The sequence below is a fragment of the Methylobacter marinus A45 genome (assembly GCF_000383855.1).
GTDB classification, from domain to species: Bacteria; Pseudomonadota; Gammaproteobacteria; order Methylococcales; family Methylomonadaceae; genus Methylobacter; species Methylobacter marinus.
Window position 1 is genome coordinate 702,049 of record NZ_KB912877.1, and the last position, 23,030, is coordinate 725,078.

At 51.7% G+C, this 23,030-nt stretch carries 23 protein-coding genes; 16 read left to right on the forward strand and 7 right to left on the reverse strand.

All coding sequences use genetic code 11. The features are described from left to right. Window positions 1-90: 90 nt before the first annotated feature. Window positions 91-291, reverse strand: a complete 201-nt coding sequence (locus METMA_RS0103055) for a hypothetical protein (RefSeq protein ID WP_020157596.1) — start codon at window positions 289-291, stop codon at window positions 91-93. A 2-nt stretch (window positions 292-293) separates the two neighbouring features. Next, window positions 294-2,603 carry a DNA translocase FtsK gene (locus METMA_RS0103060; RefSeq protein WP_020157597.1) on the reverse strand — a complete coding sequence of 770 codons (2,310 nt, stop codon included), beginning with the start codon at window positions 2,601-2,603 and terminating at the stop codon, window positions 294-296. A gap of 205 nt (window positions 2,604-2,808) precedes the next feature. Here METMA_RS0103060 and trxB point away from each other — a divergent pair, with 205 nt between their 5' ends. The 4 genes from trxB (at window position 2,809) to infA (ending at window position 5,543) form a co-directional block, all read left to right on the forward strand. After that, window positions 2,809-3,762, forward strand: a complete 954-nt coding sequence (gene trxB / locus METMA_RS0103065; protein WP_020157598.1) for a thioredoxin-disulfide reductase — start codon at window positions 2,809-2,811, stop codon at window positions 3,760-3,762. 72 nt (window positions 3,763-3,834) lie between these two features. Further along, window positions 3,835-4,530 (forward strand): leucyl/phenylalanyl-tRNA--protein transferase, encoded by a 696-nt coding sequence (gene aat, locus METMA_RS0103070; RefSeq protein WP_020157599.1) that lies wholly within the window; start codon window positions 3,835-3,837, stop codon window positions 4,528-4,530. A gap of 2 nt (window positions 4,531-4,532) precedes the next feature. Next, on the forward strand, window positions 4,533-5,234 hold the full coding sequence (locus tag METMA_RS0103075; RefSeq protein WP_040590947.1) for an arginyltransferase: 702 nt from the start codon (window positions 4,533-4,535) through the stop codon (window positions 5,232-5,234). Window positions 5,235-5,324: 90 nt separating this feature from the next. Continuing rightward, window positions 5,325-5,543, forward strand: coding sequence for a translation initiation factor IF-1 (infA, locus tag METMA_RS0103080; RefSeq protein ID WP_020157601.1), 219 nt, complete (start codon window positions 5,325-5,327; stop codon window positions 5,541-5,543). 43 nt (window positions 5,544-5,586) lie between these two features. On the opposite strand, the gene clpA is transcribed toward infA, so the two are convergent. Both clpA and clpS read right to left on the reverse strand, forming a co-directional pair. Further along, window positions 5,587-7,857, reverse strand: a complete 2,271-nt coding sequence (clpA, locus tag METMA_RS0103085) for an ATP-dependent Clp protease ATP-binding subunit ClpA (protein WP_020157602.1) — start codon at window positions 7,855-7,857, stop codon at window positions 5,587-5,589. Between the two features lie 16 nt (window positions 7,858-7,873). Continuing rightward, window positions 7,874-8,197: an ATP-dependent Clp protease adapter ClpS gene (gene clpS, locus METMA_RS0103090; RefSeq protein ID WP_020157603.1), complete on the reverse strand. Its 324-nt coding sequence runs from the start codon at window positions 8,195-8,197 to the stop codon at window positions 7,874-7,876. Window positions 8,198-8,462: 265 nt separating this feature from the next. Here clpS and METMA_RS0103095 point away from each other — a divergent pair, with 265 nt between their 5' ends. The 6 genes from METMA_RS0103095 to pckA all read left to right on the forward strand — a co-directional run bounded on the left by METMA_RS0103095 (window position 8,463) and on the right by pckA (window position 16,080). After that, window positions 8,463-8,924 carry an NUDIX hydrolase gene (locus METMA_RS0103095; protein WP_020157604.1) on the forward strand — a complete coding sequence of 154 codons (462 nt, stop codon included), beginning with the start codon at window positions 8,463-8,465 and terminating at the stop codon, window positions 8,922-8,924. Beyond that, window positions 8,917-10,008, forward strand: a complete 1,092-nt coding sequence (gene mnmA, locus METMA_RS0103100; RefSeq protein ID WP_020157605.1) for a tRNA 2-thiouridine(34) synthase MnmA — start codon at window positions 8,917-8,919, stop codon at window positions 10,006-10,008. The genes METMA_RS0103095 and mnmA overlap by 8 nt, the downstream gene beginning before the upstream one ends. A 91-nt stretch (window positions 10,009-10,099) precedes the next feature. Beyond that, on the forward strand, window positions 10,100-11,464 hold the full coding sequence (gene purB / locus METMA_RS0103105) for an adenylosuccinate lyase (protein WP_020157606.1): 1,365 nt from the start codon (window positions 10,100-10,102) through the stop codon (window positions 11,462-11,464). A gap of 220 nt (window positions 11,465-11,684) precedes the next feature. Further along, the gene (locus METMA_RS0103110; RefSeq protein WP_020157607.1) at window positions 11,685-12,914 is read left to right on the forward strand and encodes a nucleoside recognition domain-containing protein; all 1,230 of its coding nucleotides are present in this window, start codon (window positions 11,685-11,687) and stop codon (window positions 12,912-12,914) included. Window positions 12,915-12,918: 4 nt separating this feature from the next. After that, complete coding sequence (mtaB, locus tag METMA_RS0103115; protein WP_020157608.1) at window positions 12,919-14,205, forward strand: tRNA (N(6)-L-threonylcarbamoyladenosine(37)-C(2))-methylthiotransferase MtaB; 1,287 nt, start codon at window positions 12,919-12,921, stop codon at window positions 14,203-14,205. A gap of 294 nt (window positions 14,206-14,499) precedes the next feature. Continuing rightward, window positions 14,500-16,080 (forward strand): phosphoenolpyruvate carboxykinase (ATP), encoded by a 1,581-nt coding sequence (pckA, locus tag METMA_RS0103120; RefSeq protein ID WP_020157609.1) that lies wholly within the window; start codon window positions 14,500-14,502, stop codon window positions 16,078-16,080. A gap of 131 nt (window positions 16,081-16,211) precedes the next feature. Here the strand turns inward: pckA and METMA_RS0103130 are convergent, their stop codons facing one another. Genes METMA_RS0103130 through mtnA form a run of 3 tightly spaced genes read right to left on the reverse strand, consistent with a single transcriptional unit; the run spans window position 16,212 to window position 18,592 of the window. Further along, complete coding sequence (locus METMA_RS0103130) at window positions 16,212-16,823, reverse strand: inorganic pyrophosphatase (protein WP_027147000.1); 612 nt, start codon at window positions 16,821-16,823, stop codon at window positions 16,212-16,214. Window positions 16,824-16,839: 16 nt separating this feature from the next. Next, window positions 16,840-17,559: a sulfate transporter CysZ gene (gene cysZ / locus METMA_RS0103135; protein WP_020157612.1), complete on the reverse strand. Its 720-nt coding sequence runs from the start codon at window positions 17,557-17,559 to the stop codon at window positions 16,840-16,842. Further along, complete coding sequence (mtnA, locus tag METMA_RS0103140) at window positions 17,546-18,592, reverse strand: S-methyl-5-thioribose-1-phosphate isomerase (RefSeq protein ID WP_020157613.1); 1,047 nt, start codon at window positions 18,590-18,592, stop codon at window positions 17,546-17,548. The genes cysZ and mtnA overlap by 14 nt, the downstream gene beginning before the upstream one ends. A 60-nt stretch (window positions 18,593-18,652) precedes the next feature. Between mtnA and METMA_RS0103145 the strand changes: the two genes are divergently transcribed. From METMA_RS0103145 to METMA_RS26855, 6 genes are all read left to right on the forward strand, one after another. Beyond that, window positions 18,653-20,020, forward strand: a complete 1,368-nt coding sequence (locus tag METMA_RS0103145) for a TRZ/ATZ family hydrolase (RefSeq protein WP_020157614.1) — start codon at window positions 18,653-18,655, stop codon at window positions 20,018-20,020. Between the two features lie 56 nt (window positions 20,021-20,076). Beyond that, complete coding sequence (gene ubiG, locus METMA_RS0103150) at window positions 20,077-20,784, forward strand: bifunctional 2-polyprenyl-6-hydroxyphenol methylase/3-demethylubiquinol 3-O-methyltransferase UbiG (RefSeq protein ID WP_020157615.1); 708 nt, start codon at window positions 20,077-20,079, stop codon at window positions 20,782-20,784. A 7-nt stretch (window positions 20,785-20,791) separates the two neighbouring features. Beyond that, on the forward strand, window positions 20,792-21,472 hold the full coding sequence (locus tag METMA_RS0103155; protein WP_020157616.1) for an HAD family hydrolase: 681 nt from the start codon (window positions 20,792-20,794) through the stop codon (window positions 21,470-21,472). Further along, the gene (locus METMA_RS0103160; protein WP_020157617.1) at window positions 21,463-22,191 is read left to right on the forward strand and encodes an SDR family NAD(P)-dependent oxidoreductase; all 729 of its coding nucleotides are present in this window, start codon (window positions 21,463-21,465) and stop codon (window positions 22,189-22,191) included. The genes METMA_RS0103155 and METMA_RS0103160 overlap by 10 nt, the downstream gene beginning before the upstream one ends. A gap of 10 nt (window positions 22,192-22,201) precedes the next feature. Further along, complete coding sequence (gene sufT / locus METMA_RS0103165; protein ID WP_020157618.1) at window positions 22,202-22,750, forward strand: putative Fe-S cluster assembly protein SufT; 549 nt, start codon at window positions 22,202-22,204, stop codon at window positions 22,748-22,750. 68 nt (window positions 22,751-22,818) lie between these two features. Beyond that, window positions 22,819-23,019, forward strand: a complete 201-nt coding sequence (locus METMA_RS26855; protein WP_156830442.1) for a hypothetical protein — start codon at window positions 22,819-22,821, stop codon at window positions 23,017-23,019. The last annotated feature ends 11 nt before the right edge of the window (window positions 23,020-23,030 follow it).

The window sequence follows — 23,030 nt, forward strand, 5'->3', positions numbered from 1 at the left end:
AACAGGTAAAAACTTCGTGTCCTCCGTGTTCTTCGTGGTTTATAACTTAAACCTGTTGGCTAAAGTCGACTGAAGTCGCCCCCACATTCATCAGAAAAAGTGAAATTTCTGGTTCAGTGCATAGGCCAGTGCCAAAACAATTATCTGCGCAAAAATGAGCCCCCAGAAATAGAGACCGAAAAGCACCATTTTGACTTGAGTCTGCGACTGTTCTGTATGCCGCCGGACAAAAAGGATGCCGCCAAGGGCGGCAACAATCACCATGACGACACCCATAATGGCGATATTCATGGTCAATCCTTGACCGGCGGCGGCGCCAAAACGACTCTTGAGCCATTAGACTCGGCGGGACTGACGACACCGGCCGCTTCCATTTCTTCGATCATAGTGGCGGCGCGGTTATAGCCAACCTTGAAGCGCCGCTGCACACTGGAGATTGAAGCCTTTCGCGATTCAGTGACAAACTGCACGGCTTCGTCATACAGCGGATCGCTCTCGCCGCCGCCATTGCCGCCGCCACCGCCCATGCCGAAGCTATCGCTGGAATCGGATGATTCGCGCGTAATCTCATCGAGGTAATTGGCGGGAGCCGTTTTCTTCAGAAACTCGACGACCCGATGAACTTCATGGTCATCGACAAAGGCGCCATGAGCGCGGATCGGAATACTGGTGCCGGACGGCAAGAACAGCATATCGCCGTTGCCGAGCAAGGCTTCCGCACCGCCCTGATCGAGAATCGTGCGCGAATCGATCCTTGACGAAACCTGGAATGAAATCCGCGTCGGCACGTTGGCCTTGATCAGGCCGGTCAATACGTCAACGGACGGGCGCTGGGTCGCCAGGATCAAATGGATGCCGGCGGCCCTGGCTTTCTGGGCCAGACGCGCGATCAGCTCCTCGACCTTCTTGCCGACGATCATCATCATATCGGCCAATTCGTCGATGACGATGACGATGCTCGGCAAGGTCGTCAATACCGGAAACTCTTCACCTTCTTCAAGCTCTCTGACCAGTTGGAACATCGGGTCCCTGATGGTTTCGCCCCTGGCCTCGGCGTCTGTAATCAACTGATTGAAGCCAGCCAGGTTTCTGACGCCCATTTTGGACATCAGCTTGTAGCGCCGTTCCATTTCGGCGACAGCCCAGCGCAAGGCGTTGCTGGCCTCTTTCATGTCGGTCACGACCGGCGTCAGCAAATGAGGAATGCCTTCATAAACCGACAATTCCAGCATTTTGGGGTCGATCATGATCATGCGCACCTGCTCCGGCGTCGCCTTGTAGAGCATGCTGAGGATCATGGTGTTGATGGCGACCGATTTTCCCGAGCCTGTCGTACCGGCCACCAGGGCATGGGGCATTTTACCGAGATCGGCGACGACCGGCGCACCGGAAATATCCTTGCCCATCGCCAGCGTCAACAGGGATTTGGATTTTTCAAAATTCTTTGAAGCCAACAACTCCCGCAACGTGACCATTTCGCGTTCACGATTCGGAATTTCAAGGCCGATGACTGATTTGCCCGGAATCACTTCAACGATGCGCACACTGGTCACGGACAGTGCCCGGGCCAGATCCTTGGACAAACCGCTTATACGACTGACTTTAACGCCGGCAGCCGGCTGCAATTCAAAACGCGTGATCACGGGTCCCGGAAGCACGCCAACGACTTCCACGATTACATTGAAATCCTCAAGAATGCTCTCTACCAGCCGCGACATTTCCTCCAGATCGCTCTCGGAATAGCCCTTGACGCGCGTATCACGTTCATCCAGCATCGTTAAGGGCGGTAAGACGCCTTCACCCGAGGGCGACTGTTTTTTTGCCTTGCTTATTTTTTCAACTTTGCCGATGATGACTTTTTCAGCCTTTTCGATAATGGGCACCGCTTCGATGGCGGGCAACATTTTCATTTTGGGCTTTTTCTTGACCTCGGGTTTCGCGGCGACAAACTCGGGTGCCTGAACTCGAGAGGGCTTGACTGATATCTGAATACGATGGATTGGACTCATCTGCCAGAGCGTCATGAGTTTAATCCCTATAAAGCGGCAGAGAATAACCGTGGATTTACCGATCATATCTAGCAAGGTTATCCAGGACAGTCCCGTAAACAAGGTGACCCCGGCCAACAAGACAACCAATAAAAACAGTGTCGTCCCTGAATTGCCGAACACAATCTGCAAGGCATCACCGGTTTCCTGGCCCAGAATCCCCCCAGTAGTACCCGGCAGTTCAACTCCCGTTCTCAGCAAATGCAGGGAAAATAACGCCGCTCCTGAAATAATGGTGGCAATAAAACCAGTCCAGCGCAATGCCATCAGCATGAGGCTGCCGGTTCGCCAGCCTTGTTTGTATATCAGATAGCCGAACCAGGTAATCATGCCCGGAAACAAGTACGCAATTAAACCAAAAATACTGAGGGTAAAATCAGACAACCATGCACCGACGACGCCACATGCATTGGTAACTTCCTGTATTGCGCCGCTATGTGACCAGCCGGCATCTTCGTTACTGAAAGTGACCAGTGAAATTAAAAAAAATAATGCACAAGCGGAAAAACCTAATAAAGCAACTTCGCGCAACCCCCGGTAAGTTTTTTCTTCCATCACAGCAGCCATGTAACAACTCGTCTGACAATATTACCAATAAAACATCATTATAGATGAATAATCACACATTTTACATTAGTAATGTCCACAACAGCTCCCCGCCTTCCTGCAGACAAACGTTAGATAAAAAGTTTACGAAATAATATTTCGCCTTCATAATTCCTGAAGTTTTGTCTATCTGTTACCCTTTGGAGGATTTTTGATGAGCGACGTCAAACACTGCCGTCTTTTGATTCTTGGTTCCGGCCCTGCCGGATACACGGCCGCCGTCTATGCCGCGCGCGCGAACCTGAATCCGGTTATCATTACTGGCATGCAACAAGGTGGTCAACTAACCACAACCACAGAAGTCGATAACTGGCCCGGCGATGTTGAAGGTTTGCAGGGACCTGATCTGATGGAAAGAATGCGTAAACACGCCGAACGATTCGATACCGAGATTGTTTTCGACCATATCCATACGGCCGATTTATCCACCCGTCCCTTCAAATTAACAGGCGATGCGGGCAGTTATACTTGTGACGCCCTGATTATTGCCACCGGCGCCTCGGCACGCTATTTAGGCCTGGAATCGGAAGAAGCCTTTAAAGGCAGAGGCGTTTCAGCCTGTGCGACCTGCGACGGGTTCTTCTACAGAAACAAACCGGTGGCAGTTATTGGCGGCGGCAATACCGCTGTTGAAGAGGCATTGTATTTAGCGAATATCGCATCTAAAGTCACCGTCATTCATCGTCGCGACAAATTCCGTTCCGAAAAAATCCTGTCCAGCAAGTTGCTTGAAAAAGCGGAAAACGGTAATGTAGCCATTGAATGGAATCATACGCTGGATGAAGTACTGGGGGATGATATGGGGGTTACCGGCATCAGAATCAAAAACACCCATGACGGCTCAACCAAGGAAATGGATGTGCACGGCGTTTTTATTGCCATCGGCCACACGCCCAACACGAGCATTTTTGAAGGTCAGCTTGATATGGAGCATGGCTATATCAAGGTCAAAAGCGGTCTTCATGGGAATGCCACGGCAACGAGCGTGGAAGGCGTATTCGCTGCCGGCGACGTGATGGACGCCGTATATAAACAGGCGATCACTTCAGCTGGAGCGGGCTGCATGGCCGCTCTCGATGCGGAAAAATTCCTGGATGAGTCTGTATAGGAGATACACACAAGATGAAAAGCTCAAGGCAAATAGATACTTTTTCTGTCCTTGCGCCTTTCGTCTGGCATTATGCAACTGACAATCCTAGACCTCAACAACCCGGATGAGGATTTTCCTCCGTTAAGTAAAGCGTTGCGAGAACCTGACGGTTTGCTTGCCGTGGGCGGCTGCCTGTCAAAAACGCGATTGCTTAAAGCTTATAGAAACGGAATTTTTCCTTGGTATAACCCTGAGGATCCTATTCTTTGGTGGTCGCCCGACCCCAGATTAGTCTTATTCCCGGACAAACTGAATGTATCCCGCAGTCTGCGCAAGACTTTGCGCAAAAATATCTTTTCAGTGACTTTCGATCAGGCTTTCAAGCAAGTTATCAATGCTTGTGGAGAGCTTCGAAAAAACAGTACCGGAACCTGGATCACAGATGAAATAACCGAGGCCTATAACGAACTTTACCGACTCGGCTTCGCTCACTCGGTGGAAACCTGGCACAACGGCGCACTGGTCGGCGGACTCTACGGCGTGGCCCTTGGCCAGGTTTTTTTTGGCGAATCCATGTTTCATAGTATGACCGACGCCTCCAAGGTAGCCTTCGTCAGACTGGTCGAGCAACTTAAACAATGGGACTACCAGCTAATAGACTGCCAAGTACATACGCGCCACCTGGAAAGTTTGGGCGCTCAAGAAATTGACCGAGCCTATTTTGTAGAGTTACTTGATCGATATTGCGACATCCCCGCCAATAAACACGCTTGGCAACTTCAATGACGATGATTTCCATCCCGTTATTTTTGACCCAGGAATACGACTGCAGCTATCTGACTGGAGAGCAGGCCCAGTCCGCGTTCGTGCATCCAACATTTCAACTGACTCCCTCTCTCTATTCGCAACTGATCGAACAAGGCTTTCGTCGCAGTGGCGATCAAGTCTATATTCCCAAGTGTCCCCAATGCTCAGCCTGTCTTCCGGCAAGGCTGGCGGTGAATGAATTCAAGATCAACAGAAACCAGAAGCGCTGCCTGAAAAAGAACAGTCAAACCAGGGCCATCGTCAAGCCGCCTGTCTTTGAACAACAACATTACGATATGTATATGCGGTATCAGAAAATGAGACACGGCGATGGCTCCATGGCGGAGTCCAGTCCCGATGAATATCTCAATTTTCTGGGCAGCACATGGTGCGACACACGCTTCGTGGAGTTTTCCATTGGCAGTAAATTGGCAGGAATAGCCGTAATAGATTACCTGGACAATGCCTTGTCGGCTGTTTATACGTTTTTTGAACCTGAATTTTCCAGTCACAGCCTAGGCGTTTATGCCATCTTATGGCAAATTGAACAGGCAAAACTGCAACAACGGGAATTTTTATACCTGGGGTTCTGGATAAAAAACTGTAAAAAAATGTCTTATAAAAGTAAATATCAACCCTTGCAATTATTTATCGATAATTGCTGGGCTGAATTGTCTCTTTAAACAAAAAATCCCCTTTTCGATATACGTGTTTGTTGTTAAAAACAAGCTTATGTTATCATTGGCGGCTTTATATTACTTGGATTAAAACAAATGGCTAAAGAAGATCAAATTGAAATGGAAGGCAAAGTGATTGACACACTTCCGAATACTATGTTTCGTGTTGAACTTGAAAACGGTCACATTGTGACAGCACATATCTCCGGAAAAATGCGTAAACATTACATCCGCATCCTCACCGGAGACAAAGTTAAAGTTGAAATGACGCCTTACGATTTGACTAAAGGCCGTATCACGTTCCGCATGCGCTAATCCATCCTCAATTTATTGGACATCGCGCATGCATCCAGAACGATTAACTGCCTTCAGGAACACTTAACTCATTGCTTTCGATCGCAAAGGCAAGCGCATTGTCTTCCACATAAATCCGCACATCACCTCCATGAGCCAACTTGCCAAATAGCAAATCATTAGCAAGAGGTTTCTTGATTTTTTCCTGAATTAATCGCGCCATTGGCCTAGCTCCCATTTTCGGATCACAGCCATTTTCAGCCAGCCACAATCGGGCATCGGGTTCCAGCGTCAGCGTAACATGCTTCTCTGCCAGTAAAGCTTCCAGTTCAAAGATGAACTTATCAACCACGTGCCCGACAATTGAAATATCCAGAGGTTTAAACTGAATAATTGCGTCCAGGCGGTTGCGGAATTCCGGCGAGAACCCTTTTTCGATCACTTTCATGCTATCGCTGGCATGATCCTGCTGAGTAAAGCCAATTGAAGCACGGCTACCCTCTTCCGCCCCGGCATTTGTGGTCATGACCAGAATAATATTCCGGAAATCGGCCTTACGTCCGTTGTTATCGGTCAACGAACCGTGATCCATGACCTGCAGCAACAGATTAAACACATCAGGATGGGCTTTTTCCAATTCATCAAGCAGCAACACGGCATGAGGATGCTTGGTCACTTGTTCGGTCAGCAACCCGCCCTGATCGAAGCCTACATATCCGGGAGGCGCACCAATCAACCTGGAAACCGTATGCCGCTCCATGTATTCGGACATATCAAAACGAATGAGTTCAACACCCAATACTTTGGCTAATTGACGCGTCACTTCTGTTTTACCTACACCTGTAGGTCCCGCGAAGAGGAATGAACCGATGGTTTTTTGCGATTCCCTCAGGCCCGCACGCGATAACTTTATCGCTGACGCCAGAGCCGAAATCGCCTCATCCTGACCGAAGACCAGCATTTTCAGGTTTTTCTCCAGATTCGCCAGCTTATCTATATCGTTTGAAGATACGGATTTTGCCGGTACCCTGGCTATCTTTGAAACAATCTCTTCAATTTCAGCGGCATCGATAACATCCTTACGCTCAGCATCAGGCATCATGCGCTGTTTTGCGCCCGCTTCATCAATAACATCAATGGCTTTATCGGGCAAATGCCGATCCGTGATATAGCGGTCAGATAATTCCGCCGCCAGCCGCAAAGCTTCGACGGAATATTTCACATCGTGATGTTCCTCGAAGCGCGATTTAAGACCTTTTAGAATGAGGATGGTGTCCTCAACGGAGGGCTCGACGACATCAACTTTCTGGAATCTGCGTGCCAGCGCATGATCTTTTTCAAAAATACCGCGGTATTCCTGATAAGTCGTAGAACCGATACAGCGCAACTGGCCGGAAGCCAGCACCGGCTTAATCAGATTGGATGCGTCCATGACGCCGCCCGAGGCTGATCCCGCGCCGATAATGGTATGAATCTCATCAATGAACAAAATCGATTCAGGCTCTTTCTTCAATTGGCTGACCAGGGCCTTCAGGCGTTTTTCAAAATCACCGCGGTATTTGGTCCCGGCCACCAGCGCACCTAAATCCAGGGCATAGATGGTGCTGTTCAGCAGGATTTCAGGCACGCTCTCCTCGACGATTCTTTTCGCCAGGCCTTCCGCGATTGCCGTTTTGCCTACACCGGCCTCGCCCACCAATAGAGGATTATTCTTACGGCGACGGCAGAGTATCTGAATGGTTCTTTCAACCTCAAGCTCACGCCCAATTAACGGATCAATCCGACCCTGTAAAGCCTCCTCATTGAGATTGACGGCGTATTTATCCAATGGACTGCCTGAAGCATCAGGATCCGAAGCCCCAATTTCAGATGCCCGCTCATCGGAAGACTCTCGTTCCTGTTCCACTTTTGAAATGCCATGCGCAAGATAATTGACGACATCCAAACGTGATATGTCCTGCTTGTTCAACAGATAAACCGCGTGAGAATCCTGCTCACTAAACAAGGCCACAAATAAGTTGGCGCCGGAAACCTCTTTCTTGTCCGAGGCCTGCACATGAAAAACAGCACGCTGAAGCACTCGCTGAAAACCCAAAGTAGGCTGAGTTTCACGCTGCACACCTTCCGGAATCAATGACATTGTCTCATCAATAAATTGAGTCAACTGTGCACGTAACAACTTAATATCACATCCACATGCTCTCAGAATCGGCTCCGCGGAAGCATTATCGAGCAGCACCAGCAGTAAATGCTCAACCGTGATAAATTCATGTCGCTTATCATGCGCATTTTTAAAAGCATGATTCAATGTAATTTCAAGTTCTTTACTTAACATAATCTATCTCTCCAACCTATGCTTCTTCCATTGAACACAATAATGGATGATGATGCTCTCGCGAATATTCATTAACTATATATACCTTGGTTTCAGCAACATCCTTGGAATAGGTGCCACATACACCAACTCCTTGCGTATGCACCTGCAACATCACTTGTGTCGCCTTTTCTTCAGTCATAGCAAAAAAATCCATTAAAATCTCAATTACAAAGTCCATCGGTGTAAAATCGTCATTCAACAAGATGACCTTGTATAAAGGTGGCCGTTTCAGTTTAGGCTTGGCCTCTTGAACAACCAAGCCGTCGTCATTATCTTTAGATGGATCAAAACCGGACATATCAACCAAATAATAAAAGTACTTTAAGAGCTTACCATAGTGCCAACATCAGTAAATTTCAACCCTATCCTAACAAAATACAGTCATTCTTCGTAAATATCGAAAAATCATTGATCGGCATTAGCTTGATCAGTCATCCCGCATTCTTAGACAACATTTACGACACCAACTTTGACTTGTTTTATAGGCAGAGTTCAAAAATCTTTACGAACATAATATAACCAAATCAAGTAAAATATCAGTTTTTTGCAGCCGGAATTTGTTAATGGTTTGGAAACCGCATGTTACAGTTGCCGCCGTTATTGAACAGAACAATCGTTTTTTGCTCGTTGAAGAAGAAACTTCCAACGGCCTTCAGTTCAACCAACCAGCAGGCCATCTTGAAAAGAGCGAGGACCTGATTGCAGCCGTCAAACGTGAAGTCTACGAAGAAACCGCCTGGCATTTTGAGCCCGAGCATGTCCTCTCCATTCAACTTTGGCGAAAAAATCCTGAATTCCCCAGTTTCGTCAGAATCTGTTTTTCCGGGCGGTGCCATTCATACAACCCCAACCAGCGACTGGATGAGGGTATTATTGCCACCCACTGGCTGAGCCGTGACGAAATAGCCGCCAGGGAACATCGTTTACGCAGCCCTTTGGTGCTTATTGCCGTGGACGAATACCTGAGCGGACAGCGTCACCCTTTATCATTACTAAAATCATTTCTCGATCTTGACCATGCGTAAAAACATAATCGTCGGCATGTCCGGCGGTGTCGACTCCTCAGTAACAGCATTACAACTTCTGGAACAAGGCCACCAGGTCACCGGTTTATTCATGAAAAACTGGGAAGAGGATGACGGTACCGAGTACTGCACAGCCATGGAAGACCTCGCCGATGCGCAACAGGTCTGCGACAAGCTGGGCATTGAATTAAAAACCGTCAATTTCGCCGCCGAATACTGGGATGAAGTATTTGAAGTGTTCCTGTCCGAATTCCAGGCCGGCCGCACACCCAACCCGGACATTCTCTGCAACAAGCACGTCAAGTTCAAAGCCTTCCTGAACTATGCGATTGAAGACCTCGGTGCGGAATACATTGCCACGGGGCACTATGCTCGCGTCAGCGAGAAAAACGGCGAATACTTTTTATTGAAAGGGCTAGATCCCGGCAAAGAGCAAAGTTATTTTCTTTACACGCTGGGGCAAAAACAGCTGGCGCGCACCCTGTTTCCAATCGGCCACCTGTATAAAACCGAAATCCGGGCCATGGCCGAAAAAGCCGGTTTCGCCAATTACAGGAAAAAAGACAGCACCGGCATCTGCTTTATCGGCGAGCGTAAATTCAAGGAATTCCTGCAGCGGTATCTGCCAACCCAGCCCGGCGAAATGCGCACACCGGAAGGCCAGTACATCGGTCCGCATCAGGGCTTGATGTATTACACCCTGGGTCAACGTCAGGGCTTAGGCATAGGCGGCGTTAAAGATGCACCGGACGAGCCGTGGTATGTCCTCGAAAAAGACCTCGAAAACAATATTCTTATCGTTGGCCAGGGTCACGATCATCCGTTGATGCTGCACAATGTACTGGAAGCCAGCCAATTGGACTGGTGCAGCAATAGGCCGTTAACTCAAACAATACGCTGCAGCGCCAAAACGCGTTACCGGCAGGCGGACCAGCCTTGTCGGCTGGAACCCATCGGCAGCGATCGCTGCAAGGCTGTTTTTGATCAACCGCAAAGAGCCATTACGCCGGGCCAGTCCGTCGTTTTTTATGACGGCGAAATCTGCTTGGGCGGCGGCATTATTGAATCCAAGACTAATGAATAACATCTAACGTTTTTTGTGCGAAGCTGAACCCTGTTACTCCGCACCGGCATGGCTTCGTCGTAATAAACTCTTTAAAACATTCGGAATAACCATGACAAATTTTGCCCTTACCGCTATTTCCCCCATTGATGGCCGCTATGCCGACAAAGTGAAGGAATTAAGGCCTATTTTCAGCGAATACGGCCTGATTCGCTTTCGCGTACAGGTTGAAGTGCGCTGGCTGCAGGCGCTGGCGGCTCATCCGCGGATTGCGGAAGTCAGTCCGCTGAGCGATTCCGCCAACCAATTATTGAACAGCATCGTCGATCACTTTTCGGAAGCCGATGCCCAGCGCGTTAAAGACATCGAGAAAACCACCAATCACGATGTCAAAGCCGTTGAATATTTGCTCAAGGAAAAAATAACCGGCCATGCCGAACTAGAAAAAGTCAGCGAATTCATTCATTTCGCCTGCACCTCGGAAGACATCAACAACCTGTCCTACGCCTTAATGCTGAAAGAAGGCCGTGCGGTCATTGCCGCGCAAATCGCCGACTGCATCAATGCGATCAAGGCCATTGCCGTGGAAACGGCCGGCCAGCCCATGCTGTCGCGCACTCACGGCCAATCGGCCAGCCCGACCACTACCGGCAAGGAATTCGCCAATGTGGCCGCGCGCATGCTGCGCCAGAAGGAACAACTGGAAAATGTCGCCTTGTTAGGCAAGATCAATGGCGCTGTCGGCAATTACAACGCCCACGCTGTCGCTTATCCTGATGTGGACTGGGCGGAATTTTCCAGAAATTTTGTCGAATCCTTAGGCCTGCAATGGAATCCTTATACCATCCAGATCGAACCGCACGATTATATTGCCGAGTTTTTTCATGCATTGTCTCGCTTCAACACGATTCTGCTGGATTTCGACCGTGATATCTGGGGTTATATTTCGCTGGGTTATTTTCGCCAAAGAACCATTGCCGGCGAAATCGGTTCATCGACGATGCCGCACAAAGTCAACCCGATCGATTTCGAAAACTCGGAAGGCAATCTGGGCATAGCCAACGCCCTGTTCTCGTTTTTAGCCGAGAAACTGCCGGTATCTCGCTGGCAACGCGATTTGACCGATTCAACCGTGCTCAGAAATATCGGCGTCGGCATCGCTCATACCAGCATCGCGATACAGGCCAGCCTGAAAGGCATTTCCAAATTGCAGATTAATGCCGAAACCATCGAAGCCGATCTGAATGCCAACTGGGAGGTGCTGGCCGAGCCAATTCAAACCGTCATGCGTCGCTACGGCATTGAGAAACCCTATGAGAAATTGAAAGAACTGACCCGCGGCCAGCGCATCACGCCGGAGCAGCTACAGGCTTTTATTGATACGCTGGACATACCGGCCGAAGCCAAAACGGCGTTGCTGGCGTTAACGCCTCGCAATTACACCGGCTATGCGGAAAACCTGGCCAAGAACGTTTAATGATTCCTTTTGTGAGACGAATCACATTAAAAATTACCGGCTTCTGTAACAATCCGACCACGATTGCCATCCAGGTTAACTTTCTCCCTTGTTAAGCTAACTCGGCAATCTGTCCTTATGGCTGTGTCGCCGCTCCTGGCACAGCCTTTTTTATTTCCGGCAAGACAATCACCGCTTTCAGGCTTTAAAATAGCGCACAGTTTTTACTCACTGGCCTATTGTGCTCAATATCATCTGGATTTTCTTTTTCATCGCCGCTTTTCTCACCGCGCTGTTTAAACTGCTCTTTCTGGGCGATCAACAGGTTTTCGCGCAAATCATGTCCGCGATGTTCAGCCTGTCGAAATCGGCATTCGAAATAGCCCTGGGCCTGACCGGCATCCTGGCACTATGGCTGGGCATTATGCGCATCGGTGAACGCAGCGGATTTATCCAGTTATTGACGCAAGGCCTCGCGCCGCTATTCAGCCGCTTGATGCCCGATATCCCCAAAGACCACCCCGCCCTGGGCGCCATGGTCATGAATATCTCGGCCAATGCGCTGGGACTGGACAATGCCGCCACGCCACTGGGTATTAAAGCCATGAAGGAACTGCAAACGCTGAACCCGCACCCTGAAACCGCCAGCAATGCACAAATACTGTTTCTGGTCATCAACACCTCAGGGGTCACGCTTTTTCCGGTAACGATTTTCACATACCGCGCGCAACTGGGCGCGACTGACCCGACCGATGTGTTTATTCCAATCCTATTAGCGACTTATACGTCAACGCTGGCCGGTTTGCTGGCCATTGCCTTCGTGCAAAAAATCAACCTGTTCGACAAAGTCATTCTGGCTTATCTGGGCGGATTTTCCCTGTTTGTCGGCGGCGTTATCAATTATTTTTCAAGTTTGCCCCAGCAGCAAATGCTTGAACAATCCGCACTGATCAGCAATGTCATCCTGTACACTTTGGTCATCGCATTTATTTCCGGCGCCCTATATAAAGGCATCAATGCCTATGAAGCCTTTATCGATGGCGCCAGGGAAGGCTTTCAGACCGCCATTACCATCATTCCTTACCTGGTTGCCATGCTGGTCGCCATCGGCGTATTCAGGGCCAGCGGCGCCTTGGACCTGCTGGCGGACCTGGCCCGTTACACGGCTCATCTATTGATGCTGGACGATCGCTTTATTGATGCCCTGCCCTCGGCGCTGATGAAACCATTCAGCGGCAGCGGCGCCCGGGCCATGATGATCGATACAATGAAGACGATGGGCGCCGACTCGTTTGCCGGACGCCTGTCTTCGATCGTGCAGGGCAGCACGGAAACCACTTTTTATGTATTGGCCATCTACTTCGGCGCGGTCGGCATCAAAAATATCCGTTATGCCGCCGCTTGTGGGATAATAGCCGATTTTGCGGGCATCATGGCCGCCATTTTTGTTGCCTACTGGTTCTTCGGATGATGTTATGAATATCCACCTCAAAACGCTCGGCTGCCGCCTTAACGAAGCGGAATTGGAAACCTGGGCCCAGGCTTTTCAAAAAGCCGGCCATCAAATAACGCGGCAAGCAGAAGCCGCCAATCTGGTCGTTATCAACTCCTGCGCCGTGACTCAGGACGCCGCCAGAAAATCGCGCCAGCTGATTCGGCGCATCCATCGGGACAACCCGGCCGCCAAACTGGTCGTCAGCGGTTGCTATGCGACCTTGAACGAAGATGAAGCGGCGCAGCTAATGGGCGTCGACCTGGTCGTCAGCAACAAGGACAAGGACCAACTGGTCGAAAAAACCCTGACCACGCTCAATATGGACAGCATGCCGGCCATGTCGACGGAACCGGGCGAGATCTCCCTGTTCACGCGCGGCCGGCAGCGCGCCTTTGTCAAGGTGCAGGACGGCTGCCGCTACCGCTGCACGTTCTGCATCGTGACCGTTGCGCGCGGCGTCGAGCGCAGCCGGTCTGTCGCGGACGTCATCGATGAAATCAACGCGCTGCACAGCCAGAACATCGATGAAGTCATCCTGACCGGCGTGCATCTGGGCGGCTACGGCAGCGATCTGGGCAATAATTTATCGGATCTTATTAAGTCCATTCTGGCCAAAACAGACATACCAAGACTGAGACTGGGGTCTTTGGAACCGTGGGAATTGTCCGATGATTTTTTTGCGCTGTTCGATAACCCTCGCTTGATGCCGCACTTGCACCTGCCCTTGCAGAGCGGTTCGGATGCGGTGCTAAGGCGCATGGCGCGGCGCTGCAAAACCGACGAGTTTGCCGCCATCGTGGATCGGCTGCGCGCGCAAATACCGTACTTCAACATCACGACCGATATCATCGTCGGCTTTCCCGGCGAAACCGAACAGGAATGGCAGGACAGCTTCGGTTTCATCAAGCAGACCGGTTTCGGCCATATCCATATCTTCACTTACTCGCCGCGAGAAGGCATTAAGGCCGCCACGCTGCCCGATCAGTTATCCAATGAGATCAAAAAGCAGCGCAGCCAGCAACTGCATGAACTGGCCGAGACAATGAAGCAGCGGTTTTTCGCGGACAATGTCGGCAATGCGTTCCCTGTGTTATGGGAGGGCTACAGCGAAGAGCTCGATGCCGGCAAAAAGCGAGTGTTCGGCTATACGCCCAATTATCTGCGCGTAGGCTGCGTGATCAATCAGGATGAATCGCTTGAGAATCAAATTATTACTGCCAGATTAACGGCGAATGCCGAAAATCACCTGGTTGCGGAACTGGCGTAATCAAGCCTGCTCGCGGCACGGCGGAGCAGTGTCTAAATCATTCCGGGAGTTTAGCTTTAAGTTAAAATGATATATGATTTATTCATAGCTCAGCATGGCGGCGGCACCGAATCCGCGCCATTATTTTTAGCACATTGAGACAATAATGAAGGGAGATTTTTCAACCGCGTCTCAACCCTTTAGCAAAGAAGATTTTGAGCCGTATACAACTCATCCGTTGTAGCTGACTAACAAGACCGGCTTAGACCGTTAACATAATTAGTGATGGTAAAAAGCCATCCACAGGAGGTTTTAATGAGAGGATTGAGCCCAGATGATTTGGGATTGAAGAGCGTGGGCACTGTTTATCGTAATCTCAGCTATGATGAGCTGTTCACCCATGAAACCAGCAATAATGAAGGCAAGGTTTCAAGCAACGGCACAATGATGGTCGACACCGGCAAATTTACCGGGCGCTCGCCTAAGGACAAGTATTTTGTCCAGCAACTTCCCTCCAGCGATAATATCGCCTGGGGCAAAATCAACCAGCCCGTGTCGGCCGAGATATTTGACGAGCTCTACGCGGACGTCATCGATTATCTTTCCGGCAAGGATATTTATGTAACCGACGGTTACAGCGGCGCCAACCCGCACTCGCGCAAGTCCGTGCGTTTTATTACCGAATTTGCCTGGCAGTCGCATTTTGTCAAAAACATGTTTATCCGTCCTGAGGACGAGGAACTCGATCATTTCGCTCCCGATTTTCGAGTCTATAATGCCAGCAACATGATCAATGAGAAATGGCAAAAGCACGGTCTCAATTCGGAAGTGTTCTGCATCTTCAACGTCGAGAGGAACATCGCCATCATTGGCGGCACTTGGTACGGCGGCGAGATGAAAAAAGGCATCTTCACCATGATGAACTATTGGCTGCCGCTGGATGGCATCCTGTCCATGCATTGCAGTGCCAATGTCGGCAAGGAGGGTGATGTCGCTTTGTTCTTTGGCCTGTCAGGTACCGGCAAAACCACTTTATCGACCGATGCCGCACGCAAACTGATTGGCGACGATGAACACGGCTGGAGCGATGAAGGCATCTTCAACTTCGAAGGCGGCTGTTATGCCAAGTGTATCGGCCTGTCTCCGGAGAATGAACCCGAGATTTATGGCGCCATCAAACGCCATGCCTTGCTGGAAAACGTGGTGTATGACGAAGACGGCGTGGTCGATTTCTTCGACAGCTCCAAAACTGAAAACACCCGCGTCTCCTACCCTATCGAGCACATCGAAAATCATGAGCCGACGCTCAAGGCCGGCCTGCCGAAAAATATTATTTTCCTGAGTTGCGATGCCTTCGGCGTTCTGCCGCCGGTCTCCCGGCTGACCAAGGACCAGGCCATGTACTACTTCCTGTCCGGCTATACCGCCAAGGTTGCCGGCACAGAACGCGGCATCATCGAACCCCAGGCTACTTTTTCCGCCTGCTTCGGCGAAGCATTTCTGCCGCTGCATCCAACCGTTTACGCCAAGCTGCTCGGCGAAAAAATGGAAAAACACGGCGTTAACGCCTATCTGGTCAATACCGGTTGGAGCGGCGGCGGTTACGGGGTCGGCAAGCGCATGAGCATCAAAGCGACGCGCGCTTGCATCAATGCGATCCTGGACGGCAGCATCAACAAGTCTGAGTTTAACAAAATACCTTACTTCGGCCTGTTCATTCCCAAAGAGCTGGCAGGCGTCGATGATGCCCGACTCAATCCGCGCGATGCCTGGGCCGACAAAGAGGCGTTTGATGCGACGTCGAAAAAACTCGCCGGCATGTTCATCGAGAACTTCAAGAAATATACCAACGCCGGCGATGATTTTGATTTCACCAAAGCCGGACCGCACCTGTAGTTCAAGGCCGGGTTGAGTCAATCACCCCATTGAATGCCGCCTCCCGAACAGAAAAGGCGGGACGCAAGCAATAAAAAACCGGATTTAATGGAAAAACGCCATTAAATCCGGCCTTGAAACGCAAAAACCGCTTATCGGGCAAAATGATTTTCATAGTCCGCCATGGACTTGCTAATCACCTCATGTGCCTCTTCCCGCCCGTAAATATTGGTTATTTCGCAGGAATTGTTTTCTTCGGGAAGACTTTTATAGGTTAGAAAATAATGTTTCAGGCGGTTGATATAAGACACGGGGCAGTCTGATACATCACGCCATTGCCTATAAAACTCATCGTCCTTCATAACCGCGATAATCTTATCGTCGGCCTCGCCTTTATCGAGCAAACGAAACCCGCCGATAGGAATAGCCGGCAAAATAAGATCGCCATGCGTGATTGTGCGCTCGCTTAACACGCAAATATCCAGCGGATCCCCGTCACCCTTGATAACCGTCCTGCCGGACCTTACGGCCGCAAACTCGGCAACTTGCTCGGCGCAATAAGTTCGCGGAATAAAGCCGTACAGCGCCGGCACCGTATTGGAAAACTTCTGCGGCCGGTCGATTTTAAGATATCCGCTGACTTTGTCGATTTCATACTTAACCGTATCGGTCGGGACGATTTCGATAAATGCCGTAACAACGGACGGAGCGCTATCACCGGGACTGATTCCATGCCAGGGATGCGCTTTATATTCTCTATTCATGATCAACCTCGTGTCTTTAGTCTTGTTTAACTTCATGAAGATAAATAGTCGCGCCGATAACAGCAGCCGGTGCCACAACAATATTTAACAAGGGTAACGTCAATCCCGCCATCGTGATGCCGCCAAAGCCCAATGCGCCCAGGCGTATACTTTTGGCCAATTGCTTCTGTTCCGTGAACAGCATGCCTTCGTTTTCAAGCGGGTAAGCCATGTACTCGAGCGCCATGCCCCAGGCGCCGAACAAGGCCCACAGAAAAGGCGCGATCACGTTGATGCCGGGAATAATGAACAACAGCAGCAACGGCAAGGCGCGCACGACGAGATACCCGATGCGCTTGAGTTCGGCAACCATGACTTTAGCCAAAGGCTGTTCTTCGCCGGCACCGGCTTCCCCCGTAATGATGCTCAGTGTTTTCGCCGCCAGCTTGCCATAAAAAGGCGCCGCTATCAGATTCGCCAGTACCGTAAAGCTGAAAAAACCGGCGATAAAAAAGCTGATAAAAAACAACGGCCACAATATCCAGTTCAGCCACTGCAGCCAGTCGGGAATAAACTGATCAATCAAGCCGCTGACGTAAAAATACCCCAGCGCCAACACAACACTGTACAGCACCAGATTGATCAGGACCGGAATGATCAGGAATGCGCGCAGTTGAGGGTTGGTCAATAATCTTAGTCCTCTGAAGAAATAACCGACCGCCAATACCGGATTATTACCTTTTTTACTTAGTTGCATGCGTTAAACTCCTGATTCCGTGTTCAGATGGATTCAATACCACGCCTTTCTCGGTCACAATCGCTGAAATCAATTCGGCCGGCGTCACATCGAATACCGGATTCCAGGCGCTGACCAGTGAATCCTCCCGGATGTAGCAAGGCGCCAGCAATTCATTCGGATTGCGCTGCTCGATCTCGATCTGGCTGCCGTCCTCTATGCTCCAGTCTATCGTCGAAGTCGGCGCCGCCACCATTAACTTGACGCCATGCTGTCTGGCCAGCACCGCCAGTGAATAAGTACCGATTTTATTGGCTGCGTCGCCATTCGCGGCAATACGGTCGGCGCCGACAACGATCCAGTCGATTGCGCCCGATTTCATGAGCCAGGCCGCCGCCGAATCGGCGATCAAAGTCGCCGGTATGCCGTCCTGCGCCAGTTCCCAGACGGTCAGGCGCGCGCCCTGCAGCCAGGGCCGGGTTTCGCCGGCGTAGACATCGACCGGCTTCCGCCGATAGACGCTGCGAATAACGCCCAGCGCCGTGCCGTAACCGCCCGTTGCCAGGGCTCCGGCATTGCAATGCGTCATAATGCCCTTGGCGCCGGCCAGGATATCGGCGCCCAGTTCGCCCATGGCATGATTGGCGGCGATATCGTCGGCGTGGATTTTTTCGGCGCAGTCCAGCGCCGCCGCCAAAGGATCATCCTGCGCTTGATTCAGCGCCGCTTTCATCCGGTCCAATGCCCAGAACAGATTGACGGCCGTCGGTCTGGAATGGGCCAACCGGTCGAAGTCGGCCGCCACGTGTTGCCGCCATAGGTCGGCTCCGGCCGCATAATGCCGCATGACCGACAGCACGACCCCATAAGCCGCCGCAATGCCGATCGCCGGGGCGCCTCGCACGCGCATGGAAGCAATGGCTTCCGTTACGCCGACAGCATCGCGGTATTCGTCATAAACGATTTTTTCGGGAAGTTGGCGCTGATCCAGCACTTTTAAAGCATCGCCCGTCCAATGCAGGGCTTGTACAGTCAATTTAGTCTGTCTTGTCATTATTTATCAAAAATTAAGTTAAAAAAGTTATAATTCCGCATCTAAATAACAGGAATACCTATGATAGTTGACACAGTGATCCATGCGCGCTGGATTATACCCGTTGAGCCGGAATCCGTAACCTCGCGCATTGCTCCCGACAATGGCGCGACTGTTCGTGAGAGCGCGCCTGACGCCCTATACGAATACCATACACTGGTTATCGACGACGGCCGAATTATCGATCTGTTGCCGACAGCGATGGCCAGACAGAAGTACCAAGGTACGACAACGGAAAACCTGGAAAGTCACGCACTGCTGCCCGGTTTCATCAACAGCCATACGCATGCGGCCATGACCTTACTCCGCGGCATCGCCGATGACCTGCACCTGATGGACTGGCTGCAAAACCATATCTGGCCCCTGGAACAGAAATGGATGAGCGAAGCGTTCGTGCGCGATGGCACTGACCTGGCCATTGCCGAAATGATCCTGGGCGGCACGACCTGCTTCAATGACATGTATTTCTTTCCTGAAATCACGGCGCAGCAGGCCATGCATCATGGCATACGCGCCAGTGTCGGCCTGATCGTGATTGATTTTCCGTCGGTCTGGGCCGAAAACAGCGAGGCCTATATCGAAAAAGGCCTGGCCCTGCACGACCAGCTCCGCCACCATCCATTGATTTCAACGCCGTTTGCCCCGCATGCGCCCTATACAGTTTCGGATGAACCGTTGAGCAAGATCAGAACATTTGCTGACGAACTGGAACTGCCCGTGCATATGCATGTGCACGAGACCCTGCACGAAGTCGAACAGGAGCAGCAAAAAACCGGCCGGCGCCCGCTACGGCGCTTGCATGAACTGGGCCTGCTCAGCCCGTCATTCATGGCTGTGCACATGACCCAGCTGACGGATGACGAAATCCAGTTGGTCGCGGAAACCGGCGCGCATATTGTCCATTGCCCCGAATCCAATCTGAAACTGGCCAGCGGCTTCAGCCCGATTGCCAAATGTCTTGCGGCGGGCATCAATGTCGCCCTGGGCACCGACGGCGCGGCCAGCAACAATGATCTGGACATGCTCGGGGAGATGCGCATGGCCGCGCTGCTCGGCAAGGCCGTCGCCAATGACGCCAGCGCCATCCCGGCCATGACCGCCTTACGCATGGCGACCATCAATGGCGCCAAGGCTCTGGGCCTGGATCATGAAATCGGCTCGCTGAGCATCGGCAAATCCGCCGATGTGATCGCCATCGATCTGGATCGACTGGAAACCCAGCCGTTGTATTGCCCGATCTCGCAGATCGTCTATGCCGCCAGCCGCCAGCAGGTCACTGATGTCTGGGTAGCGGGCAAACACTTGTTAAAGCAACGCCACCTGACCACGATCGATATAACGGATTTAAAACGGAAAATCGGCGAATGGCGGCAACGCTTAGGCCAGTAATGACGAATAACCTACTAATATAGTACACTATAGCCATCCAACACACGGTTCATACGATGACAGCAACAGAGAACGTACATCCGCACGAAATCAACAAATTCGGCTCAATGGCCGAACGCTGGTGGGACCCGCAGGGCGAGTTCAAGACCCTGCACGACATCAATCCGCTGCGCATCCAGTTCATCCAGCAGTATGCTGAAATTGCCGGCAAGCGCATCGTTGACGTCGGCTGCGGAGGCGGCATATTAACCGAAGGCCTCGCCAAACAGGGCGCCGATGCACTGGGCATTGATCTCAGCGAAGAATTGATCGATATCGCCGATCTGCATGGACTGGAAGCCGGCGTCAACACGCACTATCAGAAAATCAGCGCCGAAGCGCTGGCCGAGCAACAGCCCGAAAGTTTCGACCATGTCACCTGCATGGAAATGCTCGAGCACGTGCCCGACCCCGGCTCTATCATTTCCGCGTGCGCCCGGCTCGTCAAACCCGGCGGCATGGTGTTTTTCTCGACCCTGAACCGGCAACCGAAAGCCTATCTGCTGGCCATTGTCGCGGCTGAACACGTGCTCAGAATGCTGCCCAAAGGTACGCATGATTTCAAAACCTTTATCAAGCCGTCGGAACTGAGCCAGTCCGCCCGTAATGCGGGTCTCGAACTGCAGGGCATGGTGGGCATCGAATACAATCCGTTCACCAAGCGTTTCAGCCTGGGCAGGGATATCGATGTCAACTATCTCGCCGCGTTCAGACGCCCCGAGTAACGTGCCGATGCCGACCGACTTCAAACTTTCCTGCGTGCTGTTCGACCTGGACGGCACCCTGGTCGATACCGCACCCGACCTGATCGCCAGCCTGAATCGGGCGTTGGCTGCGCACGGCTTGGCGGCCGTCGCCCCGGAGGCTATCCGCCCCTTTATCTCCTACGGCGGCGGCGCCATGGTCAGAGAGAGCGTCGGTGCCGACACCGACCCGGAACTTCAGGCGGCCATTCTGAAAACCATGCTTGACCACTACCAGAGCAACATTGCCGAATACACGGTATTTTTCTCGGGCATGGCCGAAACGCTGCGCATCATCGAGGCGCGGGGATTGAAATGGGGCGTCGTGACCAATAAACGCAAGCGCTTTACCGACCCGCTGATGGCGGCGTTAAAGCTGACCGCCAGAGCGGCCTGCATCGTCAGCGGCGATACCACGGCCAACAGCAAGCCGCATCCGGAACCGATGCTGGAAGCTTGCCGGCAGGCCGGCGTCCGGCCGCAGGAATGCGTTTATATCGGCGATGCCATTCATGACATTGCGGCAGGAAAAAATGCCCGGATGAAAACGCTGGCCGCGCTTTACGGCTACCTGAAGCCGGGCGACACGCCGGAAACCTGGGGCGCCGATGCGCTGATCGCATCGCCCGAACAAATTCCAACCTGGATAGAGTCACTCACATGCCGCTAACCCATCACGTCATCCTCATTACCGGCGCGGGCGGAGGCCTGGGCAGCACGGCGGCACTGGCACTGGCCAAACAGGGCGCGCATATTATTCTGCTCGATAAGAACATCGCCAAACTGGAAGCGACCTACGATGCCATCCTGGCCGCCAACGCACCGGAACCGATTATTTACCCTTTCGATCTGGCCGGCGCCAATGAAGCCGACTATCAGGAACTGGCCGACAGAATCGACGACAAATACGGCTCCCTGCAGGGCGTTCTGCATTCGGCAGTCGAATTAACCGCATTCTCCCCTATCGCAGTTACCAAAACCAAGGACTGGGGGCACACGCTGAATGTCAACCTGAATGCGCCATTCCTGTTAAGCCGCGTATTGCTGCCGGTGCTGAACAAAAGCGAGCACGCCTCGATCGTCTTCACCTCCGACTCGTCCGCCAGACATGCGCCGGCTTATTCAAGCGCCTACGGCGTGTCGAAAATAGCACTGGAAGGCCTGGCCAACATTCTGGCCGAAGAACTTGAAGGCTTCAACAGAATCCGCGTCAATACCTTGGTGCCCGGACCGGTTGACTCGCCGCTAAGAAAGCGCGCTTATCCGGCGGAAGACAAACACAAGCTGCCCGCCATGGAATCCCTGGCGCCTGTTTATGTCTATTTATTTAGCGCCGCGAGTCTTGGTGTCAGCGGCCAGATTATCGACGCCCGCACTTTTAACCTATAACTGAATCACTATGGCAGAAAGAGAAACCGTTGTCTTAACCCGCGATGTCAATGTTGTCACCATACCCGACGGCAACACCGGAACTTTGAGCAAAGGCCACGAAGTAACCATCCACCAGTCTCTCGGCAACAACTACACCGTCGTGACCGAGCACGGCCACATGGTCCGCATCGCCGGCGTTGATGCCGATGCGTTGGGCAAGGATATGCATCAATTGCATACCCTGGTATCGGAAACCAGCCCCGAGGCGGTCGAGAAAAACTGCTGGGAAGTCATGAAAACAGTTTATGACCCGGAAATACCGGTTAACATCGTCGATCTGGGCCTGGTTTACTCCTGTAAGGTCACGCCGACAGGCGAAGGACTGAATGATGTGCACGTCATGATGACCTTGACGGCGCCAGGTTGCGGCATGGGCCCCGTGATCCAGAGCGACGTGGAAAAATGCATCCGCGAACTGCCCGGCGTGGACAATGTCAATGTGGAGATCGTGCTCGACCCGCCCTGGTCGCGCGACATGATGTCGGAAGTCGCCCAACTGCAACTGGGCTTGTATTAACGCACGCCCCGAGCCCGAATTAACGCTTTTTGCCTTTCTGCCACTCCCGGATTCGCGGCCAGCTCCGTATGACGGCGGTCTACGCCCGACTTCGACCCTTTAATGCTTACCGTTATATCCGTTTTACTGGCGTCCCTTCATCAAAAATCAGCGCGCCTGCCGGGAAAACTGCCATGACGGCAGTCTTCCCGGCAACTGTTTCAATGGCCCTGCTTTTCCCAAGGATTCGCCGGATCGGTCGCATTTGCTTTTTAAAAACGATTTTTTAAATCCAGGCTTG